Source organism: Leptospira ainlahdjerensis (genome assembly GCF_016919175.1).
GTDB classification, from domain to species: Bacteria; Spirochaetota; Leptospiria; order Leptospirales; family Leptospiraceae; genus Leptospira; species Leptospira ainlahdjerensis.
Genome location: NZ_JAFFPU010000037.1, coordinates 21,594 through 36,585 on the forward strand (window position 1 = coordinate 21,594; position 14,992 = coordinate 36,585).

The 14,992-nt window shown below is 42.3% G+C and carries 14 protein-coding genes and 1 pseudogene; 11 read left to right on the forward strand and 4 right to left on the reverse strand.

Translation table 11 applies throughout. The features are described from left to right. Nucleotides 1-366 precede the first annotated feature (366 nt). The gene (locus tag JWG45_RS10835; protein ID WP_205279773.1) at nt 367-1,155 is read left to right on the forward strand and encodes a dienelactone hydrolase family protein; all 789 of its coding nucleotides are present in this window, start codon (nt 367-369) and stop codon (nt 1,153-1,155) included. A gap of 92 nt (nt 1,156-1,247) precedes the next feature. Here JWG45_RS10835 and JWG45_RS10840 read toward each other — a convergent pair whose 3' ends face one another. Beyond that, the gene (locus JWG45_RS10840; protein WP_205279774.1) at nt 1,248-2,969 is read right to left on the reverse strand and encodes an alpha-glucosidase; all 1,722 of its coding nucleotides are present in this window, start codon (nt 2,967-2,969) and stop codon (nt 1,248-1,250) included. Nucleotides 2,970-3,146: 177 nt separating this feature from the next. Between JWG45_RS10840 and JWG45_RS22615 the strand changes: the two are divergent. The 3 genes and pseudogenes from JWG45_RS22615 (at nt 3,147) to fabG (ending at nt 5,632) form a co-directional block, all read left to right on the forward strand. Next, nucleotides 3,147-4,006 (forward strand): annotated as a pseudogene (locus JWG45_RS22615) (hypothetical protein). Between the two features lie 386 nt (nt 4,007-4,392). Then, nucleotides 4,393-4,821 (forward strand): MarR family winged helix-turn-helix transcriptional regulator, encoded by a 429-nt coding sequence (locus JWG45_RS10850; RefSeq protein WP_205279775.1) that lies wholly within the window; start codon nt 4,393-4,395, stop codon nt 4,819-4,821. 61 nt (nt 4,822-4,882) lie between these two features. After that, nucleotides 4,883-5,632: a 3-oxoacyl-ACP reductase FabG gene (fabG, locus tag JWG45_RS10855; RefSeq protein ID WP_205279776.1), complete on the forward strand. Its 750-nt coding sequence runs from the start codon at nt 4,883-4,885 to the stop codon at nt 5,630-5,632. Nucleotides 5,633-5,653: 21 nt separating this feature from the next. On the opposite strand, the gene JWG45_RS10860 is transcribed toward fabG, so the two are convergent. Then, the gene (locus JWG45_RS10860; RefSeq protein WP_232380641.1) at nt 5,654-6,553 is read right to left on the reverse strand and encodes a UDP-3-O-acyl-N-acetylglucosamine deacetylase; all 900 of its coding nucleotides are present in this window, start codon (nt 6,551-6,553) and stop codon (nt 5,654-5,656) included. Nucleotides 6,554-6,732: 179 nt separating this feature from the next. Next, on the reverse strand, nt 6,733-7,161 hold the full coding sequence (locus tag JWG45_RS10865; RefSeq protein WP_069608148.1) for a hypothetical protein: 429 nt from the start codon (nt 7,159-7,161) through the stop codon (nt 6,733-6,735). Between the two features lie 1,092 nt (nt 7,162-8,253). On the opposite strand from JWG45_RS10865, the gene rplU reads away from it, so the two are divergent. From rplU to nadD, 7 genes are all read left to right on the forward strand, one after another. Continuing rightward, complete coding sequence (rplU, locus tag JWG45_RS10870; RefSeq protein WP_069608149.1) at nt 8,254-8,568, forward strand: 50S ribosomal protein L21; 315 nt, start codon at nt 8,254-8,256, stop codon at nt 8,566-8,568. Then, nucleotides 8,565-8,894 (forward strand): ribosomal-processing cysteine protease Prp, encoded by a 330-nt coding sequence (locus JWG45_RS10875; RefSeq protein ID WP_205279778.1) that lies wholly within the window; start codon nt 8,565-8,567, stop codon nt 8,892-8,894. Before rplU ends, JWG45_RS10875 begins: the two co-directional genes overlap by 4 nt. Next, on the forward strand, nt 8,884-9,138 hold the full coding sequence (gene rpmA / locus JWG45_RS10880) for a 50S ribosomal protein L27 (RefSeq protein WP_002629808.1): 255 nt from the start codon (nt 8,884-8,886) through the stop codon (nt 9,136-9,138). Before JWG45_RS10875 ends, rpmA begins: the two co-directional genes overlap by 11 nt. A gap of 117 nt (nt 9,139-9,255) precedes the next feature. Beyond that, nucleotides 9,256-10,350 (forward strand): GTPase ObgE, encoded by a 1,095-nt coding sequence (gene obgE, locus JWG45_RS10885; RefSeq protein ID WP_205279779.1) that lies wholly within the window; start codon nt 9,256-9,258, stop codon nt 10,348-10,350. Nucleotides 10,351-10,361: 11 nt separating this feature from the next. Continuing rightward, complete coding sequence (proB, locus tag JWG45_RS10890) at nt 10,362-11,234, forward strand: glutamate 5-kinase (protein WP_205279780.1); 873 nt, start codon at nt 10,362-10,364, stop codon at nt 11,232-11,234. Beyond that, nucleotides 11,231-12,481: a glutamate-5-semialdehyde dehydrogenase gene (locus JWG45_RS10895; RefSeq protein WP_205279781.1), complete on the forward strand. Its 1,251-nt coding sequence runs from the start codon at nt 11,231-11,233 to the stop codon at nt 12,479-12,481. The genes proB and JWG45_RS10895 overlap by 4 nt, the downstream gene beginning before the upstream one ends. Nucleotides 12,482-12,483: 2 nt before the next feature. Then, nucleotides 12,484-13,086: a nicotinate (nicotinamide) nucleotide adenylyltransferase gene (nadD, locus tag JWG45_RS10900; RefSeq protein ID WP_205279782.1), complete on the forward strand. Its 603-nt coding sequence runs from the start codon at nt 12,484-12,486 to the stop codon at nt 13,084-13,086. Between the two features lie 39 nt (nt 13,087-13,125). Here nadD and JWG45_RS10905 read toward each other — a convergent pair whose 3' ends face one another. Beyond that, nucleotides 13,126-13,503, reverse strand: a complete 378-nt coding sequence (locus tag JWG45_RS10905; protein WP_205279783.1) for a hypothetical protein — start codon at nt 13,501-13,503, stop codon at nt 13,126-13,128. Nucleotides 13,504-14,992 lie beyond the last annotated feature (1,489 nt).

Sequence of the window (14,992 nt, forward strand, 5' to 3'; positions counted from 1 at the left end):
GAACTTCTTTTAAACCTCCTAAAAGGATCGTTACGACGCGGATTCGTTTCGTCCTTAGAACGGCATCCTTTCAAAGCCGAAACGCAGGTGATAAAAAGAAACGGATTCTTAAAAACGAAAAATCTTAGAATGGGATCAAAGCAAAAACTAAAAAGGGATAAGGATATCCGAATAGATCGGCTCATTTTGAATTTTTGCAATTTCGTTTATCAAGACTGTTAAAACGAATTCTTTGGGATAATTCTAAAATCTATCTGTTTTAGGTCGATTCGGGAGAAATTGAGATATCATTTCAAAAGTAAAAACTCCTTAAATTTACCGTTTTAACTTTTGAATCTGTCAAAAGAAATGCGAGGTCGCCGATTTATGAAGAAGCTCCTAATTCTTTTTTGGTTATTGTTATCACCGTACGTTTCCATAACTGCAAAGCCCGTTTCAAAAAACATCCTCTACCGTGAAGGGAAAACCTTCTTGGAAGGATATATCGCCTATCCGGAACTCCGTTCCCAAAAAAAAGCTCCCGCAGTGTTAGTCGTTCACGATTGGTTGGGATTAGGAGAAAATTCCAAGATGCGCGCTGATAAGTTGGCTGAATTGGGTTACGTTGCTTTTGCAGTAGACATCTATGGAAAAGGAGTGCGCCCCAATGGTATGGAAGAGGCTTCCAAGTTGGCCGGTCAATTCAAACAAGATCGGAAACTCATGCGCGCAAGAATCAAGGCAGCCTTGGAAACGTTAAAAGCGCAACCGGAAGTAGACGCACAGAATATCGCGGCGATCGGCTATTGTTTCGGTGGAACCGTCGCACTGGAACTCGCCCGGAGCGGGGCGCCCATCAAAGGAACCGTGAGTTTTCACGGAGGATTACAAACTCCTAATACGGACGACGCAAAAAATATTACAGGCAAGGTGCTCGTCTTACACGGAGCAGACGATCCTTTCGTAAAAAAAGAGGAAGTTGAAACGTTTCAGGACGAAATGAGAAAAGCCGGAGCTGACTGGCAATTTATTTCCTATGGAGGAGCCGTTCACTCGTTCACGATCAAAGAAGCTGGGAATGACAATTCCAAAGGAGCGGCTTACAACGCAAAGGCGGATCGACGTTCTTGGATCGAATTGTTGTCTTTTTTTAAGGAGATTTTTCCGAAACCGTAGGGTCAGAAAGAAAACGGCTTTTTTCCATCGATCCTTTTGATTTAAAAGAAAAAAAGCCCTTCCTCGGAGAAACCGATTCGATTCTTACGAGTTTATTTACTATTCTTACCTTTCGTTTTTGTGGAAACCTTCGGAGAATGGTCGTTTTCCAAGATCAAACCGGAACAAGGCGGAACTTTAAATAAGTCAAATTCGTTGTGATCGTAGACATGAGTCGAAAAACAATACTTTCTACAATCGGTCGTATTGTTAAAAAGACGTTCTTTTTTTCCGAAATTGAAAATCACCATCTTTCGTTCCTTATCCGCTTCGCGGATATAGACAAGCATGTCCTTGGGAACGTCCTCTTCGATCAAGGTCAAACTCCCCTCTCGTAAAGCCTTACTCTCGTTGCGAAGATGAATGACCTTTCGATACACACTCAGAAGGGAATCCTTGTCCTCGGATTCGGTGCTTACGTTTCGAACCTTATAGTTTCCGTGAACACGAATCCAAGGTTTTGCGTTTTTTGTCGTAAAGCCCGCGTTCGGAGAATCGTCCCATTGCATCGGAGATCGGGCCCTGTCCCGGATGATGATATCGGCCAAACCCAAAAACTCGGAAAGAGTGTCGCCTAACCAGCGATAGATTCTCGCGAGCGGATCCTGCGCTTCGGTAAGTTTAATCGTTTCGTTGGTCATTCCAATCTCTTCGCCGTAATACGTGACCGGAACTCCCCTTGCGGTGAATTGAAACAAGGCGACCAACTTTCCTTTTTCCAGGTTGTTGTTGATCTTACGCATATAACGTCTTTGATCGTGATTTCCAAAAACGTAAGTTGGAGTATACGGGGCGGGATAGATCTCCTCCATCTTTTTGACGATACCCTTAAAAAAATTCGTTTTGAATTTTAACATGAGGGTTTCAAAAAGAAAGATCAGATTGAGACCGTCCCTTTTTTCGCCTAAGTAACGTTTGATGGTATGATCGTCTCCCGCGACTTCGCCAACTGCGAAACGATCCCCTTCAAATTCGTCCAGAACCGCTCTGAGTTCTTTTGCAAATTCGAAATTATTCGGATGATTTACCGTATAAAGTCTTCTTTGAAAATAACCGTCGTGATCGTTTTCGGTGACGAGATATTTAAAACGGAAAGGATTGTCCCTAAAGTGTCTGTCTTTATAAATCGCGTGAAAGATATCCAAACGAAAACCGTCGACTCCCTTTTTGAGCCAAAAACGAAGAACGTCGAACATCGCCTTTTTAACTTCGGGATTGTAGTAGTTTAAATCCGGTTGAAAGTCCAGGAAACTAGCGCAATACCACTGATCGGTTTTTTTATCGTATTGCCAGGCATTCGGAGTCACAAACGAACTCCAGTTGTTAGGTGGTTTGCCCTTGCCTTTTCCGTCCTTCCAAATATACCAATCTCGTTTCGGATTATCCTTGCTAGAACGGGACTCTTTGAACCACTCGTGTTCATCGGAAGTATGATTCATCACCATATCGAAGACGATCTTCATCCCTCTTTTATGAACTTCTTTGATTAACTTTTCGGCGTCCTTGAGATTTCCATACTCGGGAGAAATCGAGTAATAGTCGCTAACGTCGTATCCGTGATCTCTCTGTGGACTTTTGTAGAGCGGAGAAATCCAAAGGGTTTCAAAACCCATATCCTTTAGATAATCTAATTTAGAAATGATACCGGCGATATCGCCGATCCCATCTTCATTCGTATCCGCAAAGGAGCGTGGATAAATCTGATAAATCGTGGTCGTCTGCCACCATTTGTTCGCGGGGATCGTGGATTTCTTTTTAGATTTTATAGAACTCATATCTCTTCGTCTTTAATGGAATCAAAAATCTTAGAATGGAGGCTGTCAAGACGGTATTCCTTCGGATTCTTTTTGTTGACAAAGAGGAAAGTCAGCGTTCTTTATCGGTGAATCCTCTCTTCTACAACTCTGGTTCGATAAAAAAAAGAACCAAATCACATACAGAGGAAATCCGATATGTCCTGCCGCATCAGTCGAGCATTGGCTTTACTACTTCTGTTAGGAAGTTGTATTTCGGTGCCGAATTATCGACTCTCGAACAAGAATCCATCGATCAACCAAAACAGAAAGGCGGACATAATATCCGCATTTTTCGGGTTAGACAACGCGTTACCGTTTCGATCTATTTATTTATGGAAGAATGCTCCGGGAAAAGACGGAATGCCGCTTGTATTTTCTCACGAGATCGATCCTGCAACCTTGGATGCCTCCGATTTTCAAATCCTAACTAAAAAAGGAGAACTGCTCTCCGTCCCGTTCGTAACGTTTTGTCCTGCGTTGGAAGAATTCGAACTCAGAACAATCCTTATGATCGGAGAATTCGGAAATTCTCCCGATAACGAACCCGTTGAAGTAAGAATTATTAACGATTTAAAAAGTCGAGACGGACAAAACTATCGAGGGCAAAAAGTTAGAGTAACGGCGCTTGCGGAAGGTCCGTCCTAAGTTATGCGGAACATTTCAAACTCGATTCCGATTATCCTTACAACGAATCCGGACCTGGCGCAGATTGTCCCAAATCCAAAACGGTTTCGGTCGTGCGGACCGTTTGGTCCGGCGGAGTTAGGGCTATGGACGGAAAGGAACTCGGAGTTTCAGATCTAAGTCGTTTTAAAATTAAATTGTTAAACGAAAAGGAAACTCAAATCGTAACCCCTTTTCAAATTGCGGACATAGGAGATAACGACAACAATATAGATCTTTGCATCGATCAAAAAGGAATTCCGATCGAAATGGAAACGCTTGAAAACACGGCGATCGATCCAAGAAACGATCCGAACCCTTTTACAAAAATAAAAGTTGTAAGCCGATGGTGATTTTTAAACACCCCTCCTGAAAGAATCATCACCTTAAACGCAAGTTGACTGGATATTAAAAAAATCCGTCGGAACTACGACACCCTCCGTGAAAGTGGCGCGCCCCGCCCAAAATTCGGGTGGAGGGGTGGGTGGCGGAAAAAACCACAGGCGGCTTTCCTCTATCACAGAATTACACTTTTTGCAAGCTCAAATTCCCGTGTAGGAACTCCGACAAAACCTTTTTTTTACAGGACGATTCTCATTCAAATTCTTTGCAACGTTCGGGTAAAGGATATGCAAAAGAATCGAATTCGACAATTTTTTCAAAAATAGACGGAAATTTTTGGATGTGGACTTGGAATTTTGTGTTGACAAAAAAAGGATTTATTTCGATATCGAAATAAATGAAACACGAATTCGCAATCCATCTTCTATCGAGGACCCGGGATCGAATCCAAAAATTCTTAACCAAGGAATTTGAAAAGGAAGGAATCAAAGATCTCGTCCCCGCCCACGGAGGAGTTTTATACGCACTTGGGATTTCGGGTGAAATGACAATGAGCGAACTCGCCAAAGTATTGGATCGGACGAACTCAACGATCACTGCCCTTTTGGATAAGATGGAAGAATTGAAATATATCAAAAGAATTCAATCCAGCGACGACGAACGCGTGTTTACCGCAGTTTTGACCGCGAAAGGAAAAACTACGAGAGAAGCCGTGATCCGCGCTTCGCAAACGACAACTCAGAAATTATACAAAGGGTTCCTCCCGGAAGAAAAGGAAACCTTTGTTCGCCTTCTGGAAAGAATGAATTCTAATTTTGAAAGGTAAATAAGTAAAATATTTTTTGAACGATTTATTTCGATATCGAAATAAATAAATGGAGGAGTTTATGTTTTCTGGAAAAACAATCGTAATCACAGGTTCTGCCAGGGGAATCGGAAAGGTAACCGCAAAAAATTTTCTTTCTAAGAATGGAACCGTCGTAGTATCCGACGTCGATCCGATTCTTCTGGAAAAAACGATCGAAGAATTAAAGTCCCAAAAAGTCGGAAAGGTTTTTGGTCAACTCTGCGACGTAAAAGAAAAAGGTCAGATCAAAGAACTCGCCGATTTTGCATTCAAAGAAACAGGAAGTCTTGATATTTGGATCAATAACGCGGGAATCATCAAAGACGATCTTCTTTTGAGAATGAGCGAAGAGAAATGGGATCAGGTCTTTGACGTAAATTTAAAGGGCGCGTTCTTAGGAACACAAGCCGCCGCGAAGTATATGATCAAAAAAGAATGGGGTCGCATCATCAACATCGGTTCGGTTTCCGGCTTTTATGGAAACGGAGGGCAATCGAATTATTCATCCGCGAAAGCAGGACTCATGGCTCTGACAAAATCTTCGGCGAGAGAACTCGCTTCCAGAAACGTAACCGTGAACTGCGTGGCCTCGGGTTTTATCGCAAACGATTTCGCACCGAATCTTCCCGAAGAAGTGAAAGAAGGAATCTTGAAAACGATTCCTCTCAAGATCGGGAGAAATCCGGAAGAATCGATTTCTTCCGCGATACATTTTTTCGCCTCGGACGAAGCGGATTGGATTACGGGAGCAACGCTCCGAGTCGACGGTGGAATGATGATCGGATTCTAAATTCTAAAATTAGAATGTATTTTAAAGCGTTCTGATTCCGATTTCGGAAAATTCTTTCCGATTGCAGACGAACTGAGCGATATCGATTTGTTTGTGATGATCAAAGAGAAAGGTAGTCATCTTTCCGACAAACCTTCCTTTGTATTCCTCTTCCACAAATCGAATCCAAGCAAGGATATCGATCAGTTCGTGCGCGAGAAATTCGTAGTTTTTTCCCTCGTGTATAAATTTTTCTCTAGGATTGAAAATTCTTTCTTCGTTTAACAAAATTACGTTTTCTAAAGTAAACGGATAATTCTTCAATCCTCCCGCGAGACCGATCTGATAAAATTTTTCTGCCTCTTCACCTGGCCGAAACGCGGTAGTTCTCGCGGACGCGATATACGAAAAAATTTCAGGGCTCATCTCGGTCTCAATTCTCGAGTTTCCTACAGTGGAACCGGGATAACTCACCTGATGGTCAAGAATCAATTTTCGATCACCCAAGTCGGGCTCTAAGATACAATAACCCTTTTCCCAAGTCATCACAAACGATCTTGCAACGGTGATCCAAGGAACTTCTCCAATTTTTCGGAGATTGTTTTCGATTCCGTCCAAATAAACTTGATCGCAAAAATCAAACGAAGGAAAACTCGACATCTCCAGTTCAAAATCTAGATAAAGACCGAAAGCGGATTGTAGAGCAATCGGATGTTCGATAATTTTCACTTCGCCCAATTGAATATTATGATTTCCTTTGATACAAAATTCGGGTCTGAGTTCGAGAGTCTTTTGAGAATGAGAGAATTTGGAAAAGGCTCCGGTGGACGGTTTTACCCGAATCGTAGAAGGTTGATTCTCCAGCGTGGAAACACCTTTTACCGAAAATTCTTTTTGAATAGTATAAGAGTTCCGAACTTCGATCGGGAATCGATCTTCCATGAAGTGTTTCGGAAATCGGAGAATCTCCGAGAATCGTTTTTTTTTGAGTTCCGAGATCGTTTGCGGCGTCGTATGGATTTGCATTCTAAAACGACAATGACCGTCGTTTTTTCAAAAGAATGCAATCTTAAATCGAGAAGGAATGATCCGGGTGAAACGTATCACCCGGAAAAATGGAATTAAACTCCGTAGAAAAGAAAAGACGCTACGATGGTCCAGATTCCTACTGCAATTCCAAAAATTCCCAACTTACCTTGGATGGGAGCCAATTTAGCAAGGAGTTCAGCTCCTTTCTTTTTGGCTTCTTCGTTCTTAGAAAGTACATAAGTAGAGATGGTTCCGAACCCAAGGATAAATCCGAGAACTGCCTGAACGATGTTTCCTGCAAGAGCGGTTACCCAATAGATTGGCCAAGTTGGAAGCCATCCAAGTCCGAGAAGTCCTTGGAAAACGATTCCATAAATTCCCCAGAAACAGAAAACCAGACCGATCCAACCTTGATAAGGTGAAATCTTAGCGAGCAATTCCTTTGCGTCCGGCTTTTTTGCAAGAAGCAAAGAAGGCACGGCAAGAATGCTGAGCACGATGAGTGTAATTCCTGATACCATTTAGTATCTCCTGTTTTGTTTAAATTGGATCCAAGATTCTTTTCTTTAACGAAGAATCGAAAAGAGCAATGGATCTCTCAGATCCATAACGGTTTGAGGAATTCTTTTTTGCACCCTTTTTAGTTTTTGCTTCTTCTTTTATAAGAAAATGCGAATAACATCTGTTTGTCGATTTGCAGAAGAGCTTTCCCTTTTTCTCATTAAGAATCTCGGAATGTGAAAAATCGAATCTGTTTTCTTCGAATCCAGGGCGTCCTCGAGGTCGTTAACTTATAAGTTAACAAATATTATATAATTCGAAATATCTAATACTGTCACTTGACTTTACATTTATGGGCGTCCCTTTCTCATGGTGAATCTTATGTTTTTCTGAAAGTTCATTCTCTTTGGTTTGTGTCTTTTTATTCTCATTTTAACTTTTTCGAATTCAATTTGATTGAATAAAAAAGTTTTTTCCTTTGGCATAGGGAAGTTGAGTTTTCCAGGCCCCTTTTTTGGGAAGCGGGGCTCCACTTTCTCAAAGTGATTTTCGAAGAATTAAAAAAGTATTTTAAAAAAAAAGATACAAGTCTTGATCTTTGATTTTTTAAGAAAGATAGATTCTTGCCATTTTTTCAAAGAGGGAGTTCCTACTTTTTTAGAGCTTCTTAAAGAAAGGGGCGGAAGGCCGAACTCCAAGATGTGAAATTGGTACGACAAAACAAAAGCTACTCCGAAGTTTTTGGAAGAGTGTGAGAGTTCCCACATTTCGTGTGTAAGGCAAAATACAGATTCGAAAGTAAAAACCCTCCCGGATAAAAAAGCGGCCCGGAGTTCCGACCCGAACCTTAGTTCTCTTAAAAAAAAGCCCGAAGTGAAAAGAAGAGTGTGAGTTCCTACTTTTCCCAAAATCACGGAAGATTTCCCGATCAAAAAAGAAAATTCTTCTGAATAATGTCCTGGAAAACCTGCCCATTTTCTTCGATTTTGGTCCAGTTTTGACCGAAGTCGGAACTCACCCTCCGGCGTACAATCGTTTTTCCTTTTTCACCTTGACCGGAGGGGAACGTCGACCAGATTGGTTGAAAACGACTTAAAACAGGCCGGATCGATATGTACGCTATTATTTCAGTTGGAAACAGACAATTCAAAGTAACCCAAGATCAGGAATTCCTGACCGAAAAAACCGGTAAAAACGCGGGCGAATCCTTTGACGCGAAGGTTCTTCTCTTCGCAGAATCCAGCAATAAAGTTCATATCGGACAACCCGAGCTCAAAACCGCTCGTGTATCCCTGAAAGTTTTGGAAGACGTAAAAGGTGAAAAGATTCACGCTTACGTTTACAAAAGACGTAAGAATTATCAAAAAGCTTGGGGTCATAGACAACAGCTTCAGAAAGTTAAGGTCGTTTCTCTTTCTGCGGTTTGATCCGGATTCGGATAACTCGCAAAGAAGAGTTGTATTCTTCCTTAGAAAGCGAGGGACATTCCCCGACTTCCTTAGGAAAAAAGGGTGAGAATCTTCTCTGCTCTGCCGTCTCGGTTCTGGTTCAGACACTTTATCTGCACCTCCTCCAAACCGGTAACGCAAAACCCGCTGAAATCCGCGATGGATATCTCCGGTTCGAAGTTCTCCCCAAAGACAATGTTTTAATTCATAATAGTTTTGAATTGGTTCTCTCCGGACTTAAAAATCTGAAGAATCAATACCCGAAAGAAATGGAACTGATAGGAGTACCAGAAAATGGCACATAAGAAAGGTGGTGGATCCTCAAAGAACGGCCGGGATTCGAATTCCCAGAGACTCGGAGTAAAACGTTTTGGCGGAGAATCCGTTCTCGCCGGAAACATTCTCGTTCGCCAAAGAGGAACAAAGTTCCGCCCTGGCAATAACGTAGGACTTGGTAAAGATCATACTCTCTTTGCTCTCGTTCACGGAAAAGTAAAGTTCGAGATGGTTTCCAAGTTGAAAATGCAGGTTTCCGTTTACCCGGAATAACCCCTCATATTCAAACTCAAACCGGATGAACCGCAGTCTCCTGCCCGTTTCTGGGTCCGGACTCTGCGGTTTTTTGTTTTTTAGACTCATTTAAGAATTTTAGAATATTCAAATAACATGGAATCCTTTGTAGACGAAGTCGCAATAGAAGTTTACGCCGGACACGGCGGCCCCGGTTCTGTACATTTTCGAAGAGAAAAGTACGTCGAGTTCGGAGGGCCGGACGGAGGCGACGGTGGAATCGGCGGAAACGTCATCATTCGTCCGAATCTTTCCATGTACACCCTGGACAAATATCTTTCCAAAAGAAAGTTCAAAGCCGAGGCGGGATTTCCCGGAGTCGGAGACAATTGCTCCGGTAAAAAGGGAGAAGACTTAGTTCTTTTCGTTCCTCTCGGAACTCAGATCTACGACGAAGAAACCGGGGATCTCCTTTTCGATTTCGTTTCCGATACGCAAGAATACGTCGTGGTTCGCGGCGGACGCGGTGGTAAAGGGAATACTCATTTTAAATCTTCCACCAATCAAACTCCACGTTTTGCTCAGCCGGGAGAAGATGGAGAATATAAGTTCCTCCGACTTTCTCTCAAACTTTTGGCGGATGTGGGAATCGTAGGTCTTCCCAATGCAGGCAAGTCCACGTTGATCTCAAAGATCACGGACGCGCATCCGAAGATCGCGGGTTATGCGTTCACCACTCTTTCTCCGAACCTCGGCGTTGTTAAACGAAGAGGAGATATCTTTCGTTTTACGATCGCGGACATTCCCGGAATCATAGAAGGCGCGAGTATGGGAATCGGGCTCGGTCTTTCTTTTCTTCGTCACATCGAACGTGTAAAAGGAATTCTTTATCTCTTCGATTCTTCTTCCTTGGATATCGAAGAGGATTTGAAGATGCTTCGAAACGAACTTTCGACTTACAATCCGGAACTTCTCAAACGTCCTTATCTGATCGTTCTCAATAAAATCGATATCTGGGATGATCCCGAATTTACAAAGGATCTAATCTCCAAGGTCTCTCATTTAGGAAAGGTAGTCGCGATCTCCGCGGACCAAGAAACCAACCTGGAAGAACTCCTTGAAACGATGGATGAAACTTTTTTTAAGGATGAGATCGAAAAGGTCTTAAATCCGAAAGAATCAAAAACGAATTCTTCTCTTGAAAACGACTCTTCGCTTCCTCAGGAAAGCGTCTTGGATGAAACGGAATAGGATCTTCGAACATGGAACGTTCTTCTCTCTCTGAAAAAATCCGCTCTTCGGAAATGATCGTAATCAAAGTCGGCTCCGCGAGACTTTCCGGTCCCGAGTCGGAAGTAAACGACTTCCTCTTTCAGTTGGTTAGCGATATCCGCCATCTCAGAGATCTCGGTAAAAAAGTGATTCTCGTTTCCTCAGGAGCAATCGCAAGAGGTAGACTTTTGTTAAGCGAACTCCCCTCGTCGATCTCTTCGGGAGATTCCCTTTCCGAAAAACAGGCGTTAGCCGCAATGGGTCAGAATCGGCTCGTCAACCTCTACGACAGTTTTTTTTCCAAGGTAAACCTTAGTATCGCGCAGATTCTTTTTGGAGTCTTGGATCTGGAGTCTAAAGAAGGATACAAGAATCTTAAGAACACATTCACGCAACTTCTGGAATGGGGAATTCTTCCCGTCGTAAACGAAAACGATTCCGTTGCGACCGAAGAGGTGAAATTCGGAGACAACGACATGCTTTCCGCGCTTGTAAGCCTGATCGTCGGCGCGGATCTCTTGATCATTCTTACGGGCGTGGACGGTTTTTTAAAAGAAGAGAAAGTCGTTCCTTTTTTAGAAAAAATCGGGAAAGAAAATTTGGATTTAGCGGGAGGACCGAGCGGTCCCGGAACCGGAGGAATGTTTACAAAACTCAAATCCGCCGGTTTACTTTCGGAAGCGGGAGTTCCCACGGCGATTTTGAACGGCAAAAAAATGCACATAATTCGAGAATTTTTGGAACAAAACACGATCGGAACGTTAGTCGCTCCTTCCGGAAATCGTGTTTTTTCCGAGGAAGACGTAAAGGAAATCATTCGAAAAAATCGGAACGGAAATGGAAACGGAGGAACTCATCTATGAAAGAATTGGAATACGTGGAAGATCTCTGCGCTCGCGCTAAAAAATCTTCTCGAACTCTTAAATCGCTTCCGTCTTCACTCAAAAACAAAGTCCTCCTTGATCTGGCTGATATATTAGAAAAACGGAAAGCGGAAATTCTATCCGCAAACGAGTTGGATCTAAAAGACGGAAAGGAAAAAAATCTTTCTTCCGCTCTTATGGATCGCCTTCTTCTAAATGATAAACGAATTACTGGAATGGCTTCGGCTCTTCGGGAAATCGTCGCTCTTCCCGATCCGGTTGGAGAAGTCACGAGAGGCTTGACTCTTCCCAACGGACTCGAACTCGTCACGAGAAGAGTTCCCCTGGGTGTGGTGATGGTTATTTACGAATCACGTCCGAACGTTACGATCGATGTCGGCGCGCTTTCTTTTAAATCGGGAAACGCTTGTATCCTTCGCGGAGGAAGCGAAGCGTTTCACTCTAACGCGGCTTTGGTGAAACTTTTTCACGAAGTTCTGCGAAAAGAAGGAATCGACATCGGTGCAGTTACTTTTGTAGACAAGACCGATCGCGCTTTTATGCTTCCTTTCTTTCAACAAACTTCGACGATCGATATCGTAGTTCCGAGAGGTGGAGAAGGACTGATCAAGTTTGTCTCGGAACATTCTAAAATTCCGGTCGTAAAACACGACAAAGGCGTTTGTAATCTTTTCATCGATGAGGACGCGGATCCGGAGAAAGTGATTCCCATCGTTATCAACTCAAAGGTGCAAAGACCCGGAGTTTGCAACGCGACGGAGAATTTAATTCTTCATACGGGATATCCGTTTCGAAAAGAACTCTTAGAAGCGCTCGCAAAAGAAGGCGTTGAACTCTTACTCGATCCTCCTTCACTCTCTCTTTACCCAAAAGGAAAACCCGTAAAGGAAGAAGACTATCTGGAAGAATTTTTGGATCTCAGACTTTCCGTCAAAACGGTATCCTCTTTGGAGGAAGCGTTAGCTTTCATTGAAAGAACCTCTTCCGGTCACACGGAAGCGATCATAACGGAAGACTTGAGCACCGCGAAACGGTTTACGAATTCTTTGGATTCCGCCGCACTTTTTATCAACTGCTCCACTCGTTTTCACGACGGCGGAGAATTCGGCTTGGGCGCCGAAGTCGGGATTTCCACCGGAAAACTGCACGTTAGAGGACCGATGGGCTTGGTCCATCTGACAACGACCACCACATACGTTACCGGCAACGGACAAATCCGAGGATAGATATGTCCGAGGAAAAAAAAATCCTCACAGGTATTTTTGGAGGGAGTTTCGATCCTCCGCACGACGGACATTCCGGGATCCTAAAGTCTTTCTTTGCGGCATTTCCGGAATGCGAAGAAGTGTTTCTTATCCCGAATCGTCAAAACCCACTCAAGGAAATCAAAGAAACTTCACCGAAAGATATATTAGGAATGTTGAATCTATTTGTTCAGGAATTCCGATACCCAATCCGAATACTTGACATAGAACTCAAAAAGAAGGGCCCCAGCTACACGGTTGATACACTTCGAGAATTAAAAATTTCTTATCCGAATCGGGAATTTTTACTTTTGATCGGAGAGGACAACTACGACCACTTTCACGATTGGAAAGACTGGAGAGTTATATTAGAAAACGTTAAATCAGTCTGCGTATTTCGAAGAGTCTCCGAAGTAATTCCAATCAATCCAAACCTGCAAGACGTCTCGGAAAAATTCTTTTTTTTACACAATCCACTCATCCCTGTTAGTTCCACGGAATTAAGGCGAGAATTCCGATCCTCCTGGGAAACTTCGAAAATTCCCGTGAACCTGAGAAGTTACATAGAAGAAAACGAGCTCTATTAGTATTAACGAAAATCTAAAATTAGAATCAGTAATCCCTTTTTAACGGTTTATCTTCTTCATTTGTTTTCTCTGGTTCTTTAAATTTTTCTTATATAATAATTTTTCCAGAGGCTTAGACATATGGACGTTTCTCAGAAACGTTCCATTTTTTTCGAGCACTTTGTTGATTCTTCCGGCTAATCTTCTTGGATTTGCGCAATGATCCACGATTAAAAAGGACTGACGTCCGCCATCTGCGGCCGGTATATCGAGATAGAAGCCGATTCCTTTTAAAAAGCTGTCTTTCATCGCTCGAAAGCGAAAATCCGAAGAGAGAGGAATTCGGAGCCAACCTCCGGTGTAAAACCTTTTTCCGGAAGAAAGAAAAAATCCTCCTGCAATAGAAATGAATTCCGGATCTACGAAAATACGTTCCATTCTTATTAAACGTTTGAATCCCGACCAAAGTAATAAAAAAGAAAGGGATAAGAAAAAAAGAGCTAAGACTACAAGGAGAAAATGATCGAAAGAAAATTGGTCCCAGATTTTTCCAGGGTATTCGATCGTTCGCCTAAGGAATGAATAAACAAGAAAAAGAAATAAACACCCAAGTGCGATCGAGATCGAACACCAAAACAAAGAGCGAGGAGCCGGTCGGTTGTAAATAAATATTTGATCCAAGAATGTAACCTCTTCGCTGAAAATAATAAGAAATTCCTTTCTGCCGAATCGTGTTTCTAAATCGATTCCATTTATAGAATCTATATTTTCTCTATTTTGGATAAACAAGTTTTCGTGTTTACTTTTAAGAATTTTTCTCATAAATGTTTATCCTCTTCTTAAAAAATCCCACAACAAAACGAATCAATCCTACTTTTCTTATTTGTTTTTTACAACGATTGGAGTGATTCCAAGACTACCATTCTCCAAAAAGTAATTTTCTCTGAATAACCAGATCCAGTGAAGAAAGAATTTGTCTTTTGCAAAAAGAAATCGAAGCCTATAAACGAATAAGACTTTTAAAACCGTGTTGCTTGCGCTCGATGAAGAATTTAGATGTGAATGAAAAAATTTGAACCACTCTCTTCGAATAAAAATGAACTCATTCTTGATGTGAAAGAAAATAGATAGTTATTCGAGAACGGACGCTCTATTCGATCCGCATATGATTATAAGCGTTGTTTCATTCGTATTTCCTGACTTCCTTATGACAAACCACCAAACAAATTCTTTTCATCGTTTGAAAAGCTATAGTTCAGAAAGCGATAAGACCTCGCTTTGGAAGTAAAAATTTGAAAGCGATTCGAGTGGCGTTTAGGCGAACTTCGTATAATCGCAGATGCTTTGGAAAACGGAAGTCTTTCGGAATTACGTCTAGTTAAGAATGGTTCGATAATTTTTGAACTGGTGGAAGTAGAGAAAAAGTAAATTTCGCTTTGCTTAGCGTTTAGGCGAACTTCGTATAATTGCCTACGTTTTCGAGAATAGAATCCTCGCGGAATCGCAGCCAGATTTTACATTCCGAAATTACAGCTGGTTATAAAGAATTCGGTAGGATAACGTTCCATAGACTCTTCTCAATTGAATGAACTTTAAAAGGAAATGCTTCCCTGCAAATTCTGAAGGCTTCTTGAATCTACGTTGCTCCTTGTAAGCGTACGAGCCTACGCCGGGAAATACCCGATCGATTCTCGAAAGAGGCTTCTCGACGTTGTGTCTCCGAGAACTGTGCCCGATGGAGTTGGTACGAAGTTCGAGTAAACCTTAACGAAGGTATAGCGAACCGAAGTGACAAAGCAATGTGGCTTAAGCCCGGAGTGAGCGCGATCGGGAACCAAGAGCGAACGCAGTGGGAAGCCGAAGTTATACGAACTTCGCATAAACACCCGTTTTTCAAAAAGAGAACCTCGTCGTATTTACGACTAAG